The 23,599-nt window shown below is 67.5% G+C and carries 18 protein-coding genes and 1 pseudogene; 9 read left to right on the top strand and 10 right to left on the bottom strand.

All coding sequences use genetic code 11. The annotated features are described in order from the left end of the window. The 4 genes from A9W96_RS01155 to A9W96_RS01140 all read right to left on the bottom strand — a co-directional run. The coding region (locus A9W96_RS01155) for a Stf0 family sulfotransferase (RefSeq protein WP_231999557.1) at positions 1-449 on the bottom strand (449 nt) is incomplete at its 3' end. Between the two features lie 14 nt (positions 450-463). After that, positions 464-1,546: a quinone-dependent dihydroorotate dehydrogenase gene (locus tag A9W96_RS01150; RefSeq protein WP_067137467.1), complete on the bottom strand. Its 1,083-nt coding sequence runs from the start codon at positions 1,544-1,546 to the stop codon at positions 464-466. Beyond that, a complete protein-coding gene (locus A9W96_RS01145) occupies positions 1,546-1,800 on the bottom strand; it encodes a DUF5703 family protein (RefSeq protein WP_067137465.1) in 255 nt (84 codons plus the stop codon). Before A9W96_RS01145 ends, A9W96_RS01150 begins: the two co-directional genes overlap by 1 nt. Beyond that, a complete protein-coding gene (locus tag A9W96_RS01140; protein ID WP_067137462.1) occupies positions 1,797-2,813 on the bottom strand; it encodes a YncE family protein in 1,017 nt (338 codons plus the stop codon). The genes A9W96_RS01145 and A9W96_RS01140 overlap by 4 nt, the downstream gene beginning before the upstream one ends. Before the next feature lie 161 nt (positions 2,814-2,974). On the opposite strand from A9W96_RS01140, the gene A9W96_RS01135 reads away from it, so the two are divergent. From A9W96_RS01135 to A9W96_RS01095, 9 genes and pseudogenes are all read left to right on the top strand, one after another. After that, positions 2,975-3,277, top strand: coding sequence for a hypothetical protein (locus tag A9W96_RS01135; protein ID WP_067137459.1), 303 nt, complete (start codon positions 2,975-2,977; stop codon positions 3,275-3,277). A 75-nt stretch (positions 3,278-3,352) separates the two neighbouring features. Beyond that, complete coding sequence (locus A9W96_RS01130) at positions 3,353-4,108, top strand: histidine phosphatase family protein (RefSeq protein ID WP_067137457.1); 756 nt, start codon at positions 3,353-3,355, stop codon at positions 4,106-4,108. 63 nt (positions 4,109-4,171) lie between these two features. Beyond that, positions 4,172-4,759, top strand: a complete 588-nt coding sequence (locus A9W96_RS01125) for a DUF3090 domain-containing protein (protein ID WP_067137455.1) — start codon at positions 4,172-4,174, stop codon at positions 4,757-4,759. Continuing rightward, positions 4,743-5,567, top strand: coding sequence for an SCO1664 family protein (locus A9W96_RS01120; protein ID WP_369830809.1), 825 nt, complete (start codon positions 4,743-4,745; stop codon positions 5,565-5,567). Before A9W96_RS01125 ends, A9W96_RS01120 begins: the two co-directional genes overlap by 17 nt. A gap of 52 nt (positions 5,568-5,619) precedes the next feature. Further along, positions 5,620-6,399: a 3'(2'),5'-bisphosphate nucleotidase CysQ gene (locus tag A9W96_RS01115; RefSeq protein WP_067137452.1), complete on the top strand. Its 780-nt coding sequence runs from the start codon at positions 5,620-5,622 to the stop codon at positions 6,397-6,399. A 26-nt stretch (positions 6,400-6,425) separates the two neighbouring features. After that, complete coding sequence (gene mshC, locus A9W96_RS01110) at positions 6,426-7,661, top strand: cysteine--1-D-myo-inosityl 2-amino-2-deoxy-alpha-D-glucopyranoside ligase (protein ID WP_067137448.1); 1,236 nt, start codon at positions 6,426-6,428, stop codon at positions 7,659-7,661. A 64-nt stretch (positions 7,662-7,725) separates the two neighbouring features. Continuing rightward, positions 7,726-8,385, top strand: a pseudogene (locus A9W96_RS01105) (SDR family oxidoreductase); the annotation flags it as partial. Positions 8,386-8,491: 106 nt separating this feature from the next. Next, positions 8,492-9,379: a PAC2 family protein gene (locus A9W96_RS01100; protein WP_197499362.1), complete on the top strand. Its 888-nt coding sequence runs from the start codon at positions 8,492-8,494 to the stop codon at positions 9,377-9,379. Between the two features lie 187 nt (positions 9,380-9,566). Continuing rightward, positions 9,567-10,940, top strand: a complete 1,374-nt coding sequence (locus A9W96_RS01095) for an amino acid permease (RefSeq protein ID WP_156765068.1) — start codon at positions 9,567-9,569, stop codon at positions 10,938-10,940. Here the strand turns inward: A9W96_RS01095 and A9W96_RS01090 are convergent. The 6 genes from A9W96_RS01090 to pks2 form a co-directional block, all read right to left on the bottom strand. Next, positions 10,937-11,815 (bottom strand): SDR family oxidoreductase, encoded by an 879-nt coding sequence (locus A9W96_RS01090; RefSeq protein WP_066867513.1) that lies wholly within the window; start codon positions 11,813-11,815, stop codon positions 10,937-10,939. The genes A9W96_RS01095 and A9W96_RS01090 overlap by 4 nt on opposite strands. Positions 11,816-12,980: 1,165 nt before the next feature. After that, positions 12,981-14,720, bottom strand: a complete 1,740-nt coding sequence (locus A9W96_RS01085) for an AMP-binding protein (protein ID WP_067137470.1) — start codon at positions 14,718-14,720, stop codon at positions 12,981-12,983. A 2-nt stretch (positions 14,721-14,722) separates the two neighbouring features. Continuing rightward, complete coding sequence (locus A9W96_RS01080; protein ID WP_197499361.1) at positions 14,723-15,490, bottom strand: siderophore-interacting protein; 768 nt, start codon at positions 15,488-15,490, stop codon at positions 14,723-14,725. A gap of 16 nt (positions 15,491-15,506) precedes the next feature. Continuing rightward, a complete protein-coding gene (locus tag A9W96_RS01075) occupies positions 15,507-15,845 on the bottom strand; it encodes a hemophore-related protein (protein ID WP_066867507.1) in 339 nt (112 codons plus the stop codon). A gap of 37 nt (positions 15,846-15,882) precedes the next feature. Further along, the gene (locus A9W96_RS01070; RefSeq protein WP_066867439.1) at positions 15,883-17,160 is read right to left on the bottom strand and encodes a cytochrome P450; all 1,278 of its coding nucleotides are present in this window, start codon (positions 17,158-17,160) and stop codon (positions 15,883-15,885) included. A 13-nt stretch (positions 17,161-17,173) separates the two neighbouring features. Continuing rightward, on the bottom strand, positions 17,174-23,542 hold the full coding sequence (gene pks2 / locus A9W96_RS01065; protein ID WP_067137442.1) for a type I polyketide synthase: 6,369 nt from the start codon (positions 23,540-23,542) through the stop codon (positions 17,174-17,176). Positions 23,543-23,599 lie beyond the last annotated feature (57 nt).

The raw sequence follows: 23,599 nt of genomic DNA, 5'->3' as shown, positions 1-23,599 counted from the left end.
CGGGGACCGGGCTGCTGGGCAGCCTGGGCAGCGGCTTGAGCCAGCTCCTCGGCGGCTTCAACAGGATCGGCACGGACGATATTGACGAAAAAGGCTGCGGGGAAAAGCGTTTCGAAAACGTCCCCCGGGTCGCCGCGAAAGCCGAGGGCTCGCGCCAGTGCGACGACATGCCGCCAATGGATTTTCACGCCCAGGACCCCGTTCTCGGTCGCCGCGAAGGCCATCGCCTTGGCGAGGTAGTCGGGCCAGGAGCAATCCGTCGGCAGGTTCAAATCTTTCTTGTACGCCCCGATGTGGTCGGGCGTGAAGTACTCCTCGGGCCGCCCGGCGACTCCGGTCGCGACGAGGCCGGCGGCCAGCAGCGAACTACCCGAACGAGGCGTGGACGCGATGACGTAGGTCGTGTGCTTCGTCACCTTCGACCCCTCCGGGTTCTGTCCGGCGCCCACTCGCCTTCGCTAGCCTAGCCGGGCGGCCGCCCCGGCTCCCGCGCCGCCGATCCCACCGCATCGGCCAGCGAGGCGAACCCGCCGTCGCGCAGGCGTCGGGCGATGCCGTCGTGAATGTGCTTGGGCCACAAGCCGCCGCCGTAGATGAAGCCGGTATAGCCCTGCAGTAGCGAGGCGCCCGCGGTGATCCGCTCCCACGCGTCGTCGGCGGTCTCGATGCCGCCGACGCTGATCAGCACCAGGCGGTCCCCGACTCGGTTGTAGAGCCGGCGCAGCACCTCGAGCGCGCGGCGCGCCACCGGCGGCCCCGAGATGCCTCCCGCTCCCAGCTGGTCGACCCCCGGCGTGGCCAGGCCCCCGCGCGCCACCGTGGTGTTGGTGGCGACGATGCCGGCCAGCCCCAACTCGACGGCCAGGTCGGCGATGTCGTCGATGTCGGAGTCCGAGACATCCGGGGCGATCTTCACCAGCACCGGCTTCGAGGTCTCGGCCAGCACGCCGGACAGGATGGGCCGCAGCGCCTCGACCGCCTGCAGGTCGCGCAGTCCCGGCGTGTTCGGCGAGCTCACGTTGACCACCAGATACGACGCCAGCGGGCCGACCAGCCGGGCGCTGGCCCGGTAGTCGCTGACCGCGTCGGCGGCCGGGGTCGCCTTCGTCTTGCCGATGTTGACCCCGATCGGTACCTCGGGCCGGTGGCGGGCCAGCCGGATCGCGAGCTCACCGGCGCCGCGGTTGTTGAACCCCATCCGGTTGAGCAGGGCACGGTCGGCGGGCAGCCGGAACAGGCGGGGGATGGGGTTGCCGGGCTGGGGCCGCGCGGTGACGGTGCCCACCTCGGCGTACCCGAAACCCAGCGCGCCCCACGTCAGCAGGCCCATGCCGTCCTTGTCGAATCCGGCGGCCAGCCCGAGCGGTCCGGGGAACCGCACCCCGAACACCGTGCTGGCCAGCACCGGATCGGTCGGGGCGAGTACCCGGTGCAGCAGCCGCCGCGCCGCGCCCGCCGCGGTGACGCCACGCAGCAGGCCGAAAACCAGCGTGTGGATGCGCTCGGGTGGGATCAAGAAAAACAGCCGGCGTAGCAGCCGGTACATCACAACTCCGGCTGGTCGGGCCGTCGGATGTCGGAGCGGGACTTCTTGCGGCGCAACAAGACTCGTCGAGTACCGTCGTTGTAGAGCCGCACCCGCGTCAGCTCCCACCCGCGATATTCGGCCTCGATGGACAGCCGGGTGGACGCGCTGAGCCGGGTGACTTCCGGCGGCAGCCGCAACGGTATCCACTCGTATTCGTCGGACATCTCGGTGTCCCAGCCCGCCGGGAGCCGGCCCCACCGCGGCGCGGTCAACGCGCACCCGCCGCGTGCTCGATGATCTGGACGCCTGCACCCGACCCCGACACCACGTACAAGGTGTCCGACGCTTCGTCAAATGCCAGCGAGTTGGGTTGCTGCACGGTCGGGTATCGCACCCTTTCGACGGGGATTCCGGTTGACAGATCGTAACCAATGACGACGTTGGAAGCGGTCTGGGACACCCACGCAAGTCCGCGCGACCCGGCCAGGCCGTAGGGGGCCTGCCGGACGGGGTAGGCCTGACGCAGGATCAGCGGGTCGACGCCATAGACCAGCAGCTGGCCGCCGCGGGTGTCGGCGACCAGCACCCGGCCCAGCGGATCGACGGCCAAGGTGGTCGCGCCCTCGCCGGCCCGCAGCGCCTGCTCGGCCCGGCCGGTGGCGCCGATCGTCGTCACCGAGGTCTGCCCCCGGTCCAGGACCACGATCGTATTGCCTTGCGCGGCAAGGTAATCCACGTGCGCGAAAATCTTGTTGCGGCTCCCGATGGTGGCGCTCGTGACCGTTTCCGGCGTTAAGGAGGCAAAGGTGTAGACGGCGCCGTCGGCGGTGCCCAGCACCAGCCTGCCGTCGGCGCGTTGGGCGATCGCGGTGAAGTCCGTCTGCTGGGCGTTGGCCACGGGCACCGCGGTGGCGTGGCCCGCGGCCAGGTCGACCGCAAAGTAGCCGCCCCGGGTGGCCAGGTAGGCCCTGCCGCGCCCGTCGCCGGTCAGCGCGGTCGCCGGGCCCGGCAGGGCGATCAGGCGCGGCGCGGCCCCGGGTTCCCCGAACTCGGCGAGGCTGGCGGGCGCCGCAGGGTCGGCGCCGGGAACCAGGACGGCCAGCTGGTGGGTGGCGCCGTCGAAGATTGCCGCGGCGGCGTGGCCATCCAGCGGCCGCACCGTGCCGGCCGGGTTCTGCGACGCCGGCGGCGACTGGGCGGGCCGCGCCGGTTCGATCGTCGGCGGGGCGCCATTGAGCGGATTAGACGAACAACAGGCGACCACGGCCAGCAAAGGCAGCAACATAGCCAAGCGCGACTGAAGTCTTGTTTTGTCGCACCTCTGCCGTCTCAGCAACGATTCTCCCTTGTGTGGTCGAAACGAAAGTCAAATTTTAAGGAACGGTTTCGCATCCAATATGGCCATGTTGCCTGCATCCCGTCGGGCTGGAGAGGTATCGTCGCGTCATGACCGTCATCGCTGACCGGCATACCACGGATCGAGAGTTTGCTGTCGAAGACCTGACGACAGGAATCTTTGCCAGCGGGTACGGACAAACCGGTGATGGACGCAGCTTTTCGTTCCACATCGAGCATCGCTCACTCGTCGTCGAAGTTTACCGGCCGCGGCTGTCCGGCCCGGTTCCGCAGGCCGAGGACGTGGTCGCCCGCGGCGTTCGCAGCCTGGTCGACATCGACCTCACCGACGAACGCAGCCTGACCGCCGCGGTGCGCGACTCGGTCGCCCACGCCGTCCCGGTCTCGCGCTAATCAGAGCCCTTCGCGGCGATCCGAACCGGGTACCGTCGTCGTCGTGACTGCGGTTCCAGCGAGGGTCGCGGCGACATGACCGTCATCCTGCTGCGGCATGGCCGCTCCACCTCGAACACCGCCGGCGTCCTGGCCGGGCGTTCCGAGGGCGTCGACCTCGACGACAAGGGCCGCGAGCAGGCCGCCGGCCTGATCGATCGGGTCGGTGACCTGCCGATCCGGGCCGTGGTCACTTCGCCGCTGCTGCGCTGTCGGCGCACCGTCGAGCCGCTCACCGAAGCGCTGTGCGTGGAGCCGCTGACCGACGATCGGCTCGCCGAGGTGGACTACGGGGAGTGGACGGGCCGCAAGATCGGCGAACTGACCAAGGAGCCGTTGTGGGGCGTGGTGCAGGCCCACCCCAGCGCGGCGGTGTTCCCCGGCGGCGAGGGCCTGGCCCAGGTGCAGGCGCGCGCCGTCGCCGCCGTGCGTGAACACGACCGACGGCTGGCGGAGGAGCACGGCGGCGACGCGCTCTGGGTGGCCTGCACCCACGGCGACGTCATCAAGGCGGTCGTCGCCGACGCCTACGGCATGCACCTGGACGGGTTCCAACGGGTCACCGCGGACCCGGGCTCGGTCAGTGTCATCCGTTACACCCCGCTGCGGCCGTTCGTGTTGCACGTCAACCACACCGGCGCGCGGCTGGCCGCCGCATTGCGGGCCGGGCCCCCGCCCATGGAAGAGTCCAAGGACGGTGAGGCTCACGGTGAGCCGAACGGCGAGGCGAAAACCGAGCCGGCCGAAGCGGCGCCGTCCAGCGACGCGGTGGTCGGCGGATCGACTGATTAATTCCGCTCAAGGCGGGCAATCGAATCGCACGGCGGCGGCAGCAGCCGGTATTTTGGAGGTGCCATGGCCCGCGCAATTCATGTCTTTCGCACACCCGACCGCTTCGTGGCCGGGACCGTTGGGCAGCCCGGAAACCGCACCTTCTACATCCAGGCGGTGGGCGACTCCCGGGTGGTGTCGGTGGTTTTGGAAAAGCAACAGGTCGCGGTCCTCGCCGAACGCATCGGTGCGCTGCTGCTCGAGGTCAATCGCAGGTTCGGCACGCCGGTTCCGCCCGAGCCCGCCGAGATCGACGACCTCAACCCGTTGATCACACCGGTCGACGCGGAGTTCCGGGTCGGCACGATGGGACTGGGCTGGGATTCGGAGGCTCAGACCGTGGTGGTCGAGTTGCTGGCGGTGACTGACGCCGAGTTCGACGCCTCGGTGGTGCTCGACGACACCGAGGAGGGGCCCGACGCGGTGCGGGTGTTTTTGACGCCGGAGTCGGCGCGGCAGTTCGCCACTCGCTCCACGCGGGTCATCTCGGCCGGACGTCCGCCGTGCCCGCTGTGCGACGAACCGTTGGACCCCGAGGGCCACATCTGCGCCCGCACCAACGGCTATAAGCGCAGCGCGCTGCTCGGGCCCGACGATGACCCCGAGGAATAGCGAGACCGACGAGCGCGAGGTGCTACGGACCGGCGAGCTGACGGTACTCGGACGCATCCGCTCGGCCAGCAACGCGACCTTCTTGTGCGAGTCGACGCAGGGCGAGTCCAGCGTGCACTGCGTCTACAAGCCGGTCTCCGGTGAGGCGCCGCTGTGGGATTTTCCGGACGGGACGCTGGCCGGCCGCGAACTCGGCGCATACCTGGTTTCGACGCAGCTGGGCTGGAACATCGTGCCCTACACGGTGATTCGCGACGGGCCGGCGGGACTGGGCATGCTGCAGCTGTGGGTGCAGCAACCCGGTGACGCGGCCGATTCCGATCCCAGGCCGGGCCCGGACCTGGTCGACCTGTTTCCCGCCGACAAGCTGCAGCCGGGCTACCTGCCGGTGCTGCGCGCCTACGATTACGCCGGCGACGAGGTCATACTGATGCACGCCGACGACAGCCGGCTGCGGCGGATGGCGGTGTTCGACGTGCTGATCAACAACGCCGACCGCAAGGGTGGCCACATCCTGTTCGGCATCGATGGGCAGGTGTACGGCGTCGACCACGGCGTGTGCCTGCACGTGGAGAACAAGCTGCGCACCGTCCTGTGGGGCTGGGCCGGCAAGCCGATCGACGACGAGACGTGCGAGGCGGTCGCTGGGCTGGCCCGGGCACTGACCGGGCCGCTAGGCGACGAGCTGGCCGGACACATCACCCGCGCCGAGATCGGCGCGCTGCGCCGGCGTGCGCACGCGCTGCTGGACAATCCGGTGATGCCCGGACCCAACCGGCATCGCCCGATTCCCTGGCCGGCGTTTTAGCGGCGGCCTGGCCGTCGGCGATACTGAACCGGTGACGAGCGGCCCGGATGATATGACGGACGCCGCCCTGGCCGCCGATCTCGCCGCGGACGCGGGGGAGCTGCTGCTCAAGGTGCGTGAGGAGATCGGATTCGGTCACCCGTGGGCGCTGGGCGACGCGGGCGACAGCCTGGCCAACGCGCTGATCCTGAAGCGGCTGCGCGCCGAGCGGCCCGATGACGGCGTGCTCAGCGAGGAAGCCTATGACGACCTTTCCCGGCTGAAACACGACCGGGTGTGGATCATCGACCCGCTGGACGGCACCCGCGAGTTTTCCACGCCGGGCCGCGACGACTGGGCGGTCCACATCGCACTCTGGAAGCGCCCCACTGGCGAAGCCACCGACGGCCAGCGCGAGATCACCGACGCCGCGGTGTCGCTGCCCGCCCGCGGCAACACGGTCTACCGCAGTGACACCGTGACCGACGACGCGGCGCGGGTCGGCGTACCGCATACGTTCCGGATTGCCGTCAGCGCCACGCGACCGCCGGCCGTGCTGCACCGCATGCGCCAGACGCTGCCGATCCAGCCGGTGGCGATCGGCTCGGCGGGCGCCAAGGCGATGGCGCTCATCGACGGAGATGTCGACGCCTACGTGCATGCGGGGGGCCAGTGGGAGTGGGATTCGGCGGCCCCCGCCGGCGTGGTGATGGCCGCGGGCATGCACGCCTCGCGGCTGGACGGCTCGCCGCTGCGCTACAACCAGCTCGACCCGTACCTGCCTGACTTCGTCATGTGCCGGGCCGAGCTGGCGCCGATCCTGCTCGGTGCCATCCGGCAGGAATTTCGCTGATCCCGAGCACGTTTAGAGTCGACGTTATGCAGACGTGGCCTTCCGCAGACGTTCCGGTGGTGCCGGGGCGCGGTCCCGAGCTACGGCTGTATGACACCTCCGACCGGCAGGTGCGTCCGGTGGCCGCGGGATCGAAGGCCACCATGTACGTCTGCGGCATCACCCCGTACGACGCCACGCACCTGGGCCATGCGGCCACCTATCTGGCGTTCGACCTCGTCCAACGGCAGTGGCTGGATTTGGGCCACGACGTGCACTACGTGCAGAACGTCACCGACGTCGACGATCCGTTGTTGGAGCGCGCCGACCGCGACGGCATCGACTGGCGTGAGCTCGCCGAGCGCGAGGTCGCCCTGTTCCGAGAGGATATGGCCGCGCTGCGGATCCTGCCGCCTCGCGAGTACGTCGGGGCGACGGAGGCCATCGCCGAGGTGGTTGAACTCGTCGAGAAGATGCTCGCGTCGGGGGCCGCCTACGTCATCGAGGGCGAGTATGCCGACGTGTACTACCGGGCCGACGCCACCCCGCAGTTCGGCTACGAGTCCGGCTACGACCGGGAGACCATGCTGCGGCTGTTCGCCGAGCGCGGCGGCGACCCGCAGCGCCCGGGCAAGACCGACGAGCTTGACGCCGTGTTGTGGCGGGCCGCGCGAGCGGGCGAGCCCAGTTGGCCCTCGCCGTTCGGTCCGGGCCGGCCCGGCTGGCACGTCGAATGCGCGGCGATCGCGCTCAGTCGCATCGGCAGCGGCCTGGACATCCAGGGCGGCGGCAGCGACCTGATCTTCCCGCACCACGAGTTCACCGCCGCGCACGCCGAATGTGTCCGGGGGGAGCGGAGATTCGCGCGGCATTACGTGCACGCCGGGATGATCGGCTGGGACGGCCACAAGATGTCCAAGAGCCGCGGCAACCTGGTCCTGGTGTCGGCGTTGCGCGCGGAAGGCGTTGAGCCACCGGCGATTCGGCTGGGCCTGCTGGCCGGGCATTACCGCGCCGACCGGTTCTGGAGCCAGCAGGTGCTCGACGAGGCGATCGCCCGGCTGCAGCGCTGGCGCACCGCGACCGCCCTGCCCGCCGGCCCGGACGCCACCGACGTCATCGCCCGACTGCGCCGGTATCTGGCCGACGACCTGGATACGCCGAAAGCCCTTGCCGCCCTTGATGGTTGGTCCACCGACGCCCTGGAGTACGGTGGTCACGACGCCGCGGCGCCGGCGCTGGTGGCGACCGCGGTGGACGCGCTGCTGGGAGTGGAACTCTAGCAACGAAATACCGGCCGCCGTTGCTCCTGCGACGCCGTCAAATCGAAAGGGTACGTTCTCCGTCATGACGTCGCTGTACGGCAAAGTTGTGTTTGTCACCGGTGGCGCCCGCGGGATCGGGGCCGAGGTGGCCCGCCGGCTCCGCAACAGGGGCGCCAAGCTGGTGCTGACCGATCTCGACAAAGCCGAGCTGGCGGCCCTGGCGGCCGAACTTGGCGAGGATCGCACGCACACCGTCGTCGCCGACGTGCGCGACCTGGCCGCCATGCAGGCCGCCACCGCCCAGGCCGTCGAACGCTTCGGCGGCATCGACGTCGTGGTGGCCAACGCCGGCATCGCCAGTTACGGCTCGGTGCTGCAGGTCGATCCGGCGGCGTTCGAGCGGGTGCTGGACGTCAACGTGCTCGGCACCTTTCACACCGTGCGCGCCACGCTGCCAGCGGTGATAGACAGCCGCGGTTACGTGCTGATTGTCTCGTCGCTGGCCGCGTACGCGGCGGCCCCGGGGCTGGCGGCGTACAACGCGTCCAAGGCCGGGATCGAGATCTTCGCCGACGCCTTGCGGCTGGAGCTGGCACATCGCGGGGTTGCGGTCGGCTCCGCACACATGTCCTGGATCGACACCGCCCTGGTCCGCGACACCAAGGCCGACCTGCCCGCGTTCGCCGAGCTGCTCGCGCGGCTGCCCTGGCCGCTGAACAAGACCACCACCGTCGACAAGTGTGTCGGTTAGCGGCAGTCACCCCACAAGGATAGTGGCTCTATGCAAATGGCCCGGCAGTCCCCGGCAGGCCGCATCCTTACCGGCACAGAGGCCGTACGCTGATTCTGTGACATTCCCGGATCGTGGGTCGGATGGCCGCGCGCTGCCGGAACTGCACCACACCGTCGTCGTGGCCGCGTTCGAGGGTTGGAACGACGCCGGCGACGCGGCCAGCGACGCGCTCGAACACCTCGAGGCCATCTGGGAAGCGGACCCGATCTTGGAGATCGACGACGAGGCCTACTACGACTACCAGGTGAATCGCCCGGTGATCCGGCAGGTGGACGGGGTGACCCGCGAGCTGGTGTGGCCGGCGATGCGGATCTCGCACTGTCGCCCGCCGGGCAGCGACCGCGACGTCGTGCTGATGCACGGGGTGGAACCCAACATGCGCTGGCGGACCTTCTGCGCGGAGCTGGTGGCCATCGCCGACAAGCTCAACGTCGACACGGTGGTGATCCTGGGCGCCCTGCTGGCCGACACCCCGCACACCCGGCCGGTTCCGGTGTCGGGCGCGGCGTACTCCCCCGAGTCGGCGAAACGCTTCGGCCTCGAGGAAAGCCGCTACGAGGGGCCGACCGGCATCGCCGGGGTGTTCCAGGACTCCTGCGTGGCCGCCGGGATTCCCGCGGTGACGTTCTGGGCGGCGGTGCCGCACTACGTCTCGCAGCCGCCGAACCCGAAGGCCACGGTGGCCCTGCTGCGCCGCGTCGAGGACGTCCTCGACATCGAGGTGCCGCTGGCCGACCTGCCGACGGACGCCGAGGAATGGGAGCAGGCGGTCACCGAGATGACGGCCGAGGACGAGGACCTCGCCGAGTACGTGCTGTCGCTCGAGCAACGCGGCGACGCCGAGGTCGACATGAACGACGCCCTGGGCAAGATCGACGGCGACGCGCTGGCCGCCGAGTTCGAGCGTTACCTGCGCCGGCGTCGCCCCGGCTTCGGGCGCTGACGCTCACAGCGCTGTTGAACTTGCCGTCGGCCGATCAACTACGGAAGCATCGCGTCGCGACCTACCGATTGGACGTTTTATGGCCGCGTTGCCCGATGATGGCAACCCCGATCCCGTAGCCGGTTCAGCTCCGCTAGCCGGCCCAGATCCCGCAGCTGGCGCAGTCGGCGAAGACGCCGGCTACCGCATGGGACTCAAGCCCCGCCAGGTGCAGATGATCGGCATCGGCGGCGCGATCGGCTCCGGGCTGTTCCTCGGGGCGGGCGGGCGGCTGGCCAAGGCGGGGCCCGGGATGTTCCTGATCTACGCCGTGTGCGGGGTCTTCGTCTTCCTCATCCTGCGAGCCCTGGGCGAGTTGGTCTTGCATCGGCCGTCGTCGGGCTCGTTCGTGTCGTATTCGCGAGAGTTCTTCGGCGAGAAGGCCGCCTACACGATCGGCTGGATGTACTTCCTGGGCTGGTCGATGACGGCCATCGTCGACACCACCGCGATCGCCACCTACCTGCGGCGGTGGACGGCCTTCGAATCCATCCCCCAGTGGGTGTTGGCCCTGCTGGCCCTCGTCGTGGTGCTGTCGATGAACCTGATCTCGGTGGAGTGGTTCGGTGAGCTGGAATTCTGGGCGGCGCTGGTCAAGGTTCTCGCGCTGGTGGCCTTCCTGGCGGTCGGGATCGTCTTCCTGGCGGGCCGGTATCGGATCGAGGGCCACAGCACCGGACTGAGCCTGTGGACCAATCACGGCGGACTGTTTCCCTCCGGCGTGCTGGCGGTCCTGCTGACCACCTCGGGTGTCGTATTCGCCTATGCCGCCATCGAATTGGTGGGCACGGCCGCCGGGGAGACCGCCGAGCCGGAGCGGGTCATGCCCCGCGCGATCAACGCGGTGATCGCGCGGATCGCGATCTTTTACGTCGGGTCGGTGGCGCTGCTGGCATTGCTGCTGCCCTACACCTCCTACAAGGCCACCGAAAGTCCTTTCGTCACCTTCTTTTCCAAGATCGGCTTCCACGGCGCCGGCGACCTGATGAACATCGTGGTGCTCACCGCCGCCCTGTCGAGCCTGAACGCCGGGCTGTATTCCACCGGCCGCATCATGCACTCGATGGCGTCCAGCGGCAGCGGTCCCCGGTTCGCCACCCGGATGTCGAAGAACGGGGTGCCCTTCGTCGGCATCGCGATGGCGGCCGCCATCTGCCTGCTCGGCATCGGCCTGAACGCCGTCAACCCCGGCGAGGCCTTCGAGATCGTGCTCAACATCGTGGCGCCGGGAATCCTCGCGAGCTGGGCCACCATCGTGCTGTGTCAGCTGCGCTTCTACCGGCTGGCCAAGGCGGGGCAGGTAGAACGCCCGCAGTTCCGGATGCCGTGGGCCCCGTATTCCGGGTATCTCACCCTGGCATTTTTGGCCGGCGTCCTGGTCATGATGGCGTTCGATAAGGACACCGGCACCTGGACCATCGCGACGGTGGTGGTGGTCATTCCGGCGCTGAGCGCCGGATGGTTCCTGGTGCGCCGGCGGGTGGCGGCCGTCGCGTCGCAGCGCGCGGCCCCGACCGGCTAGGAGCTGCCGAGGTCGCGGTTGTAGGCGCTGGTGGAGCGGCCCAGCGCGGCGACTTGGGCGTCCAGCTGGGGCAGCAGCTCGGCGGTGGATTTGTGCAGGGGCATTTCGCCGACCGGACTGGACAGCACCGGCTTGACCCAACGGAACAGCGCCACCCAGCGTGGGCAGTAGACGCGGGTGCGCCGCCGCTCGATCCCCTTGACGAAGGCGGCCGCGCACTTGTCGACGGTCGTCGTCTTGCTCAATGGCCACGGGAAGCTGGCCAGCAGCTGGTTGAACGCCGGCAGGTCCGACTGGGTGTCGCGGACCAGGGCGGTGTTGATCCAGGACATGTGCGCCGAGCCGACCGTGACGCCCAGGTGGGCCACCTCCAGCCGCAGCGCGTTGGCCAGCAGTTCGACGCCGGCCTTGGACGCGTTGTACGGCGCCAGCCCGGGGCAGGCGGTGTAGGCGGCCAGCGACGACACGATGAGCACGTAGCCGCGGCGCTCGATCAACGCCGGCAACGTGGCGCGCACGGTGTGAAAGACGCCGAGCACATTGATGTCGAGCACCCGTTTGAACGCGTCGGGGTCGACCTGCAGCACCGATCCGTAGCTGGCGATGCCGGCGTTGGCCAGCACCACGTCGATGCCGCCGAATCGCTCGACGGCGCGGGCGGCGGCGGACTCCATCGCGGACAGGTCGCGCACGTCGGCGACGGCCGTCAACACCCGTTCTTCGCCGAGTTCGGCGGCCAGCGTTTTCAGGTCGGTTTCGTTGAGATCGGTCAGGACGAGCCTGGCGCCCCTGGCAGACAGCCGCCGAGCGGTCTCGGCCCCGATCCCCCGGGCACCGCCGGTGATGAAAACGACTTTGTCCTGCAGCGATGTCATGGTCGCCAACCTACCGTGCGGGCATTCGAGGGCATCGCCCGCGCGCGTGACCTCGGTTGACGCCGACAGCATCGCGGTGTCGAGCCACCGGTCTGCGCTGAATCAGCAGGCTGCTGAATTAGCCGAGAATGGCCCCTTGCACACCGCTGAAATTGACATTAGCGAAAGTGCCCAGCGTATAGCGCCGGTCTTGCGAGTTCTGCGTGGTGCAATGTGTGCGTCTTTATCTACGCTCGTTCCGAACCCACTCTTGCCCGGAATGAATGCCCTGCGCTGGATCGGCCTCGGCGGGTGTTTTCTGTGTTAACAACACGCTAACTGGACGCTGCCACTACTCTATTTGGCTCGCACCTAGCCCGGCGAGACCAGCGCCGGCCATAGGCTCCGCAGCATGACACGCAATTGCGCATGTCGCCGGGGATCTCGCTGGATGACAATCGACAGCTCGATCCCACCGCCAGCAGCGCTAATAGACCGATTGCAAAGCAACGCCGAACGTTGTCGAAACAAAGTCGAATTCGACCATGACCGCTAAACCACCGGCGCGCGGCGGCTGGGTTGGCGGAGCCGCCGCGCGCCGGACTACACCGCGGGCGCCGTGGCGTGCTCCTTGCAGCGGCGTTCTGCTGTCGGGGAACCGGTCCCCGTGTTGTGCACTGGCTATCCCGCTTTCAGCCGCGACTTTTGCGAGTTTGTCTGCTCCGAAGTTGCCGCCAACCACGGGTGTGCGACCGGGATCAGCCGGCTTTGGTCGAGTCGGCTCCAGCATCTGAAAGGGAGGGACGATGCACAGAAAATCGACTCCACCTGATTTTTCAATGTGGAAATTTGTGTCGCATGCCAGCTTGGGTGATCTGGAAACCTATCTCTGGCATCGTCAGGGCAGCAACGTATTCTGCTGGCGCCCGGTGGGAAAGTCTCGGGGTGCAGCGAAAAAGAAGGACGTCGAAGAATGACCAGCGGAACTGAGCTCATCCGCTAAAAGGCCAAGAAAACAGCGGGGATCGCAGGTCTTTCGGTAGTGCGAGCGGACCCCACTAGAGCGTCTACGCGCCGCGACCAGGCGGTCTCGAAGCAGCGATGAGCATCAATCCGTGGGTAATGACAATTTAGACTTTCGTCTTGGTCAAAGGCGCAACGCCCAGCGACCCGCCGGTGGTAGCGCCTAACCGCGCAACCGGGCGAACTGACCTTGCCGGTACTGCTCGACGCAGGCCGAACGCCGCACCTTGCCACTCGTGGTGATCGGTATCGACCCCGGCGCCACCACAACCAGATCCGCGACGCCGAGGCCGTGCGAGTTGGAGACTGCCGAGGTCACTTCGCGCTCGACGACGGCGAGCTTGTTCGCCCCCTCTCCGTGGGGCGTGGGCTGGTTTTTGACTTCGGCGATCACGACAAGCTTTTCCATGCCCCCATGCGGGACCGCTATCGCCGCGCACCGGCCCCGGGTGATCTCCTGGACCGTCGCTTCGATGTCGTCGGGCGAGTGGTTACGCCCGTAGACGATCAGCAGATCCTTGATGCGGCCGATGATGAACAGCTCGCCTTCGAAGATGAACCCCGAGTCGCCGGTTCGCAGCCACGGCGCTTCGGGTGTGCCGTCCGACGCAGCGACCAGCCGATCGCCGAACGTGCGTTCGGTCTCCTGGGGCTTTCGCCAGTAGCCCAAGGCGACGTTGCCACCGTGCATCCAGATCTCGCCCACGGTGCCCTGGGGACACTCGATCCTGGTGTCGGGGTCGACAACGCGGATCATCGGTGACCGCGGCGCCCCGTAGCTGACCAGTGGTGTACCGGTGGGGCTTTCGCAGCGGTCCGCGCTGCCGGCGGCCAGCTTCTCGGGATCGAAGTGCACCATTTTGGGCGGCTGTGCCGGTGTGCGAGTCAACGCGTACACCGTCGCCTCGGCGAGCCCATAGCTTGGCCGTACCGCGTTGTCGGGCAGATTGAACCGCGCGAACCGATCGATGAAACGCCGCAGCGTCGCAGGATGCACGCGCTCACTACCGTTGAGGATGACCAGCACCTCGCCTAGATCCAGTCCGGCCAGGTCCTCGTCCGACGTCTTGCGTGCCGCCAATTCGAACGCGAAGTTCGGCGCCGCCGAAAACGCGTGACTTTCCTTGGCCAGCAACTGCATCCACCGGGCCGGTCGCTGCAGAAACGACACCGGACTGGTCAGCACGGTGCGGATTCCGCCCAGCACCGGCGCGCACACTCCCAGTATCAAACCCATGTCGTGGTAAAACGGCAGCCACGACACAATGGTCGTGTCCGGCGGCGCGACGCCGCCGTGCTCCGCGCAGAAGTCGGACATGATCTGCCGGAAATTGGCCAGCAAATTGCCTTGAGAGACCATGACCCCGGCCGGCTGCCGGGTGGATCCGGACGTGTATTGCAAATACGCCAGCTCTGAATGATTCTCGCGCCCCGGGCCGGATCCTGTCCGGGCGTCCAGGTCCAGCAGGTCAACCTCTACGACGGATGGAACTAATCCGCCGGATTGCGACTGGACATACCCGGCAACGGTTTCCGCGGCCGGGGACGTTGTGAGGATGACGGTTGGCGACGCGTCGCGCAGCACCGAACTGACGCGTTCATCGCTGACGCCACCTAACGGCACTGAAAGCGGAACCGCGATCTGACCCGCCTGCAATGCACCGAGAAACGCCACAATGTAATCCAGCCCCTGCGGGGCCATGATCACGGCGCGGTCACCCGCCGACCCGCAATCATGAAGCCGCCGCGCAAGGTTGCGCGTTCGCCGATGCAGCTGCGACCACGTCAGGCTTTCAGCAACGCCGTTCCAGTCCTGCTCGTAATCGACGAAGGTGAATGCCGTGTCGTCGGGCTGCAAGCTGGCGCGTTCACACAGCAGGTCTGACATAGGCGTCTCAACCATCATCACTCCATTCCGCTACGGCCGGGGGTCCAAAAGGGCTTCGTGCGTATCTGCCTTCGATCCCAGCCACGTTCGGTGATCAATATTTTGCGCAGCGTTTGTATGGTGCGGGCCTCGCCGGCGAGGTAGGCGACGCCGGGATAGTCGGGCAGCGGCAGGCTGCGCAGGGCGTCGGCGAGCACGGCAGAGTTCGCGGCCGGTGCGCCACCGCGCTCGACCCGGGTCAGGGGTGTGGCCAGGGGCAGGTGATCGGTGTCGGTCACGGCCTCAATCGCTCCGTAGACCTCGGCGGTTGGGGGCAGGGATCGAAGCATCGCGGCGAACGCGACCGAGGCGGTTTCCTCGCCGGCGAACAGGTGGTAGGGCGCGTCCCGGCGGATGGCGAACTTGCCCTGGGGCCGGGTGAAATGGACGCCGTCTCCGACCGAGGTGGACAGCGCCCAGCGCTTGGCGGGTGTCGCGCCCTGCCGGCCACCGTCGTGGTCGACCATCACGATGTCGAGTGCGCCGAGGGCGGGATCGGCGTCGTAGATCGAATACGTGCGCAGCACGGGGTATGGGTGCAGCCGCAGCACGGCGTCACGCAGACTCTCGACCTGCAGCCGGACATGCTGACCTGGCGTCCAGGTCAGTCCCCGCAGGCGCGGGCCGCTGAACCGGATGCGGCGCATTCTCGGTGTCAGCCTTTCGATCTCGCTGACCGTCGCCGAAAGAAACACTGCGTCGCGCAGGGTGCTGATGACGGGAAAATTTTCGACGAGGGTAGCCACGAAGAACTCCAACCGCTCAGTAGTTGTTGCAGGTGGCGAAGACCCGCTGGACAAGTCCGAACTGCTCGTCAGCCCCCGGCTGGCTCGCCAGCATCTGGGCCATCTGCTGGCGTTGACTCGGCGGCGCGGCCAGGAACTGCCGCAAAAACGAGCCGCTCTCCGGCGAAGCGTTGAATTGTTCGGCCGCTTGGGGATCCGCCGCCTGCAGCGCCGACATCACCTGACCGTAATTGCAGGTGGTGTTGACGAACGGGCTGAGATCCCGATCGGCCGACGCGAGCCCGGCCCCAGCGGTCAACGACAGTGCCAAGCCGCAGATCCCGACGGCGAACCTAGTCAACGATACCGTCCTCATTTTTGACATCTCCAACTAATCGTCGCGATGGACCGGTTCACCGAACCGGCGTGAACTCGAGGTGTAATTCCTTGAGGCGCCTGAACAATGGGGTGCGGTCCCATTTCAGCCGACGAGCGCCTGCCGGGCCGTGTTCGGCCTCTGAAAGCCGGATGTCGGCCATTCGGTTAAGGATGCGTTCCAAGCTCACCCGCACTTCGGCGCGAGCAATCGGGGCGCCCGGACACGTGTGGATACCACGGCCGAATGCCATGTGGTGCAATATGTTCGGGCGGCCCAGGCGGAACTCGTCGGGGTCGTCGAACCGCCGTGGGTCGCGGTTTGCCGCACCGTTCATCACCAGCACGCTGGTGCCGGCTTGCACATCGATGTCGCCGATCCTGGTGGTGCGACGCGCCAGGCGGAAATTCGTTTTGATCGGGCTTTCGATGCGCAGCATCTCCTCGATGAAGGCGCTGATCTTTGAATTGTCCTCGCGCAGTTGCTCTTGCAAGTCCGGTCGCTCCGCCAGCGTCAGCATCGAGAGACTCAGCAGATCGATCGTCGTGCCGTGGCCGGCGGCGAACATGAAGGTGGCAACGCGGGCAACATCAAGCGCGTCAGGTGTCGTCCCATCGGGAAACTTTGCCAGCGCAAGCTCGGTCAAGACATCGTCACGCGGCTCGCGCCGCCGCTCCTCGATGTACTCGACGAACCACTCCTCTTTCACGCCGACGAAACCACTGCGGTCACCCTCGAGCCGGCTGGCATACGCAGCGCGGCGGAATCGCTCACGGTCGGCCTCGGGCACGTCGAGCAGGTCGGTAATCGCGTCGAGCGTGAATGGAAAATTGTAGTCAATGACCATCTCGCACTTGCCGTGGGCGAGGAACCGGTTGAGTTGCTCGTCGGCAAGACGCCACAGGAAGTCCTCGTTGTTCTTGAGCTGCTTCGGCGTAAACAACCGGCTCAACAGCGAGCGGTGGGCCGTGTGCTTCGGAGGATCAAACGTCAGGAAGTAGTCGCCGAACGTCACCCCCTGGCGGTGCCGCTCAATCAGATCCGAAATGTCGTCGCTGTCGGTTTTGGTCGGAATCCCCGACCATGGGCCGCTGACGATATTGCAGACCGAGAAGGCCTGTTCGGGGTCGCGTTGCACCGCCAGGGCCTCGTCATACCCCGACACCATCACCACACCGTGCGCAGGCTCACGCCACACCGGGCACCGCCGGATCGCATCGTAGTAGTCGTATGGGTCATCGACGAGCGACTTCTCGGTGAAGAAGTCGAGGTTTTCGGGAGTGGACTTTCGGCTGACCATGTAGTCAGATGTCATTTTTCAAACCCTCTCAGCTTGAGGCGGCGTCCGCGGGAACCAGCTTGTCGCGCAGCAATTCGGCCAAGCCGCGGATCGTGCCAATCTTTGCGATGTCGGCGGGCGTCACCCGTACGCCCGTTTCGGTCTGGATGCGGGTAAGCAGTTCGAGACCACCCAGCGAGTCGAGCCCGTACTCGGAAAGCGGACGGTCGGGATCGACGTTGCGACGCAGGATCAGGCTGACCTGGTCAGAGATCAGGCGCCGCAGCCGGGTAGGCCATTCGTCCGGGGCCAGCTCATTGAGCTCGGCACGCAGTTTGCTTGTGCCCGTTGAACCTTGTCCGTCGGAGCGGAAAGCTTCGGCGAACGGACTGCGCTCGGCGAAAGCGGCCAACCACGGTGTGTTCGTCAACGGGGCATAGCCCGTGCAGGCACGGTCGTGGCGCAGCAGCGCATCGAACGCATAAGCGCCTTCGTCGGGAGCGATCGCGGCGTCGGCGCCTTCGGCCAAGGCGGTGCCACGTCCAATCTGCCCCCACGCGCCCCATGCGATCGCGGTGGCGGGCAGACCCCGAGCCCGCCGCCAGCGGGTGAAGGCGTCCAGCCAGCTGTTTGCCGCGGCGTAGGCACCCTGTCCGGGTGACCCCACCAGCGCGGCGGCCGAGGAGAACGAGCAGAACCAGTCCAACGGCTGCGAAGCGGTGGCGGTGTGCAGATTCCACGCCCCATAAACCTTTGGTGCCCAGTCATGTTCGATGAGATCATCCGTGATGTTGGTCAGCGTGGCATCCTCGATCACCGCCGCCAGATGCAGCACACCGCGCACCGGAAGCCCGGTGGCGGTTGCCGCGGCCACCAACCGCTGAGCCGTCCCAGCCTCGGCTATGTCGCCGCACTCGACGACGACATCGGCACCCGTCCCGCGGATGCGTTCGATCATCGCCCGCGCCTCGGGATTTGGCTGTGAACGCGAGGACAACACGATACGCCCGCAGCCGCCCTCCGAACCAGGCGAAGCCATCTTGTCGGCCAAAAACAGCCCCAGGCCGCCCAGTCCACCGGTGACAATGTAGGCGCCGTCGCTGCGGAAGACCCCGACCTGCGCCGGCGGCACCATCACGCGGCTGCGGCCGGTATGCGGGATATCGAGCACGAGTTTGCCGGTGTGTTGCGCGCCGCTCATCACCCGAATCGCCGTGGCGGCATCGGCAAGCGCGTAGTGCCTGGCTTCAGGCATCGGCAACTCACCGTTCGCGGTGAGCCGGTACACCGTGTTCAGCAAGTCACGCAGCCGGTCCGGATGACTGAACGACATCAACGCCAGGTCGAGGGCGTAGAACGTCAGGTTGCGCCGGAACGGGAAGAGCCCCAATCGGGTATCGCCGTAGATGTCGCGTTTGCCGATCTCGACGAATCGCCCACCGAACGCGAGCAATTCGACGCCCGCGCGCTGGGCGGGCCCGATGACCGAGTTGAGCACGATATCCACGCCATACCCGTCGGTGTCCCGGCGTATCAGGTCGGCGAACTCTACGCTCCGCGAATCGTAAACATGCTCAATTCCCATGTCGCGCAATAATTGTCGACGTTGCTCGCTGCCGGCTGTGGCGAAGATCTCGGCGTCCGCAGCCCGCGCGATGGCGATCGCCGCCTGTCCGACCCCACCGGTCGCGGAGTGGATCAGCACCCGATCACCGGCACTGATTCGGGCCAGCTCGTGCAGGCCGTAATAGGCGGTGGCGTGCGCGGTGGTCACCGCCGCGGCCTGGTGATCGGTCAGGCCGACCGGCAGCGTGACAGCCAGGCGCGCGTCGCAGGTGAGGAAGTTACCCCAACAACCATTGGCGCTCAGTCCCCCAACATGATCGCCCACCTTGTGGCCGGTCACGTCCGGCCCGACGGCGGTCACCACGCCGGCGAAGTCGGTGCCCAGCTGCGGCAGCCGCCCCTCGAAGGCGGGGTAACGGCCGAACGCAACGAGCACGTCGGCAAAGTTGATGCTGGACGCGCTGACCGCTACCTCGATCTGTCCTGGGCCGGGTGGAATACGGTCGCTGGCAACGAGTTCGAGTGACTCCAGATCACCCGGCGTACGGATCTGCAGGCGTATCCCGTCCCGCTCGCGGTCTGCGACGGCGGTTTGCCGCTCCTCGGGGAGCAGTGGGGCGGGGCACAACCGCGCGGTGTACCACGCGCCATTCCGCCAGGCGGTCTCGTCCTCCTCCAACCCGCCGAGAAGTTGGCGAGCCAGCTGGTCGGCGTCGGTGGTCTCGTCGACGTCGATCTGGCTGGCGCCCAGGTGTGGGTGCTCCATGCCGATCACCCGCACCAGGCCCCGCAGCCCGGCCTGCTCGAGGTTGGGCACGTCGTTGGACACCACGGTTTGGGCGTTGCGGGTCACGACATATAAGCGCGGCGGTTCGCCCGGAAGATCCGCCAACTCACGGGCAATGCGCACCAGATGTTGCACATAGTCCCGGCCCAGCTGCGCACTCCGCTCGTCGGGGTCGCCGTTTTTCGGTCCGGTGAGGATCGCCACACCGGTGAATTCACCGGCACGCAAACGGTTTGCAAGCTGGTCGGAGTTGGAGGTGTGGTCGGCCTGCTGCGGCCAGGACATGGTGGTGCACTGCACCCCATGGTTCTTCAGCGCGTCGGCCAATGTGCTGGCCACCACGTCGGCGGTGGCGCTGGTGCCGATCAGCAGCCAGCTTCCGGCGTCGGTGTGGTCCAGCTCGGGCAATTCTCGTTGCCGCCATTCGATGGTCAGCAGCCGCTCGGCCAGCAGCCGATCGTCATTGCCGCTCCCCGACGCGCTGGTGCCCACCCGCAGCCCCTGCACGGTGACCAGGACCGCCCCGTGCTCGTCGAGCAGGTCGATGTCGGCCTCGACCCCGGAGGTATCGGCTTTCGTCACCCGTGTGTAGCAGTAATGGACGTTGCGGGCAGCGCTGTAGGCGCGCAGGAGGCGAATACCCAATACCAATCCGAGCGCGCCTTCGCCCAGGGCCTGAACGTCCGGATGAGCCTCCACGGACTGAAAACACGCATCCAGCAGTGCGGGATGCACGCCGTAAGCCGCTTGCTGCGAGCGGATTTGGCGGGGTAGCGCCACCTCGGCCAGCACGGTGCCCGTCGCCCCACCGCCGGTGTGCACGGCGCCGAGACCGGCGAACGCGGGACCGTAGTGGACGCCCCGCTCGTCCATGCGCTTGCGCACTTCTGCGCCGTCGTCACAACCCGGATGCGCCGCAAGTAGTGCGGACATGTCGTGCGCAAGTGGCTGCTCGTCCTCCGCGACGTGGAGGACGGCGGAAGCATGCCGCGCCTTTTCGGCGCCCTGATGTGACTCCACGGTGAAGTCGACAACGCCCGGCGAGGACAACGACCCCGAGGCGCCGATCGTGGTCAGCTCCTCCAGCAGGAGCGCCTGCTCGAAGCGGATGTCACGAACCTCAGCCGCCTCGCCCAGCACGGTACGCGCCGCCGCCAGCGCCATCTCGCAGTAAGCGGCTCCCGGCAGCATGGGCACGTCCCGAAGCCGGTGGTCCGCGAGCCAGGGGTGGGCGGCGGTGCCGACCTCGGCCTGCCAGACGTGGCGTTCCGGTTCCTCGTCCAAGCGCACATGCGAGCCCAGCAGGGGGTGCACTGCGACGGTGCAACCACCATGTGTCGGGGATTCCTGGCCCCCGCCGCTCAACCACAGCCGCCGGTGCGTCCACGTCGGCAGCGGTGCATCGACCAGCCGCCCGCTCGGGTAGAGCACCGAGAAATCGACCGCCGCGCCCGCGGTGTGCAGGTCCGCCACAAATCCACGCAGGCCGTGCGGAAGCTTCTGTTCGCGGCGCATACCGGCCAGAGCGGCCATGGGCATCTCGCGGTTGCGGGCGGTCTGCTCGAGGGCGCGGACAAGTAGCGGGTGTGGCGACAGCTCGGCAAAGACCCGGTAGCCGTCCTCGAGAGCTGCCTGCACTGCCGTGGCGAACCGCACCATACGGCGCATGTTGTTCGCCCAATAGCGGGCATCGCACACCGGCTGCTCCCGCGGATCGAACAGGGTCGCCGAGTAGAAGGGCGCTTGCGGTGTCATCGGGCTGATGTCGGCGAGCACGTCGATCAATTCGTCCATGATCGGATCGACCTGAGGCGAATGGAAGGCGACATCGGTGGGAACCTCGCGCGCCATCACGTCGCGCTGCTCCCAGGCCGCGACCAGGTCGTGAACCGTTTGCGCGGCGCCGGCGATCACCGTGGACTGCGGCGAGGCCACGACCGCCACCACGACATCGTTGATACCGCGTGCCGTCAGTTCCGAAAGCACCTGCTGCGCAGGCAATTCCACCGAAGCCGTGGCACCGGCACCGGCGACGCGAGTCATCAGCCGCGAGCGCCGGCAGATCACGCGCACCCCGTCTTCCAGCGACAACGCGCCCGCGGCAACAGCTGCCGCGGCCTCACCGAGAGAGTGCCCGATGACCGCCCCCGGGCGCACCCCGTAGGCCTTCATCGTGGCGGCCAGGGCGACCTGCATGGTGAACAGCGTCGGTTGGACCCGGTCTTGACCGGTCACGGTCTGCGGCGCCGAGATCGCGTTGGTCACCGAGAATCCGGACTCCCGGGCGATCAGCGGCTCGGCTTGCGCGACGGTGGCGGCGAACACCGGTTCGTTCGCCAACAGGTCGGCGCCCATCGCCGCCCATTGCGAACCCTGCCCGGAAAACACCCATACCGGTCCGCGGTCGTCCTGTCCGACCGCGGCCGGATACGGAGTGTCGCCGTCGGCAATCTCGCGCAGGGCCTCTACGAGTTCGCGCCGGTTGCTGGCGATGGCGGCGGTGCGTACCGGGCGGTGCGCGCGCCGACGTGCCAGGGTATAGGCAAGGTCGGGCAGCGCCAGGTCGTCATGTGCTCGCACCCAATCGGCCAGCCGGCCGGCGGTGCGGCGCAGTTCGTCGGCCGAGGTGGACGACAGTGGAAACAGCAGAGACGCCGTCGTCGAAGCCTCGGGTGAGACACCCTCGGACACAGCGGCTTCGAGAACCTGCTCAGGTGCTTGTTCCACGATGGCGTGCACGTTGGTTCCCGACAGCCCATACGACGAGACCGCCGCCCGCCGCGGGTGATGGCCGTTCGTGACCCACCGTGTATTTTCCTGCGGCACAAACAGCTTCGTATCTATTCGGGCAAGATCATCGGGTAGCCGGGTGAAGTGCAGATTCCGGGGAACCACACCGTGTTGCAGGGCGAGGATGGCCTTTAGCAGCCCGAGTGCTCCGGAGGCCGCTTGGGTATGCCCGAAATTGGTCTTCACCGACGCCAGCGCGCAGGGGCCGTCGACGCCATAGACGTTGGCCAAACTGGCGTATTCGATCGGGTCACCCACCGGGGTGCCGGGGCCGTGCGCCTCGACCATGCCGACCGTGCGGGCGTCCACACCCGCGGCGGCTAACGCCGCCTGATACACGGCTGTCTGGGCGGTCTCCGATGGTGTCGCGATGTTCACGGTGTGTCCGTCCTGGTTAGCAGCGGTCCCGCGCAGCACCGCCAGGATTCGGTCCCCGTCGCGTTGCGCGTCAGTCAACCGCTTGAGCAGCACCATGACGCTGCCCTCCCCGCCCACGAACCCGTCCGCCGCGACGTCGAAGGCGTGGCAGCATCCGGTCGGCGACAGCATGCCCTCGGCCGACCCGGCGGAGAATTTCCGCGGATCCAACGCCAGCGTGGCCCCGCCGGCCAGCGCGAGGTCGGTTTCACGCTCGTGCAGGCTGCGGCAGGCCAGGTGTATCGCCGTCAGGCCGGAAGAACACGCCGTGTCCACCGTCAATGCGGGACCGTGGACCCCCAAGGCGTAGGCGATGCGCCCGGACGCCAGGCTGAAGCTGTTGCCGGAGAAGCCATATGCCCCCTCCACGGAGTGTGCGTCGGCGGCCAGCAATTGGTAGTCGCCATGCGTCAACCCCAGGAACACACCGGTCAGTGAGTCAGCGATGCGCTCCCTCGTGAGACCGGCGTGTTCCATGGCCTCCCACGAGGTCTCCAGCAGCAACCGGTGTTGCGGATCCATCGCGGTCGCTTCTCGCTCGTTGATCCCGAAGAACTCGGAATCGAAACCGGCGACGTCGTCGATGAAGGCGCCCCACCGCGATACCGACCGGCCCGGCACACCGGGTTCCGGGTCGTAGTACTCGTCGGCGTCCCAGCGGTCGGGCGGTATTTCGGTGACCAGGTCATCGCCGCGTAACAACGCTTCCCACAACTGATCCGGCGAGTCGATGCCGCCGGGAAGCCGACACGCCATGCCGATCACCGCAACAGGAGTGACAGGCGTGGTGGCCATAGGGGCGGAGTAATCGGTCGAAGGCGAGCGCTGCATGGCGTCGTCGATCAGTTGGGCAGTCATTTCGCCTCCTTGCGGCAGCGACCGAGTGGCTTGTCAGTCGCGAGGGTGCCGTCGGTT

It is taken from the genome of Mycobacterium sp. 1245852.3 (assembly GCF_001669335.1).
GTDB classification, from domain to species: domain Bacteria; phylum Actinomycetota; class Actinomycetes; order Mycobacteriales; family Mycobacteriaceae; genus Mycobacterium; species Mycobacterium europaeum_A.
The sequence above is the reverse complement of the archived record's forward strand: the minus strand, read 5'-3'. Positions and strand labels throughout refer to the sequence as shown.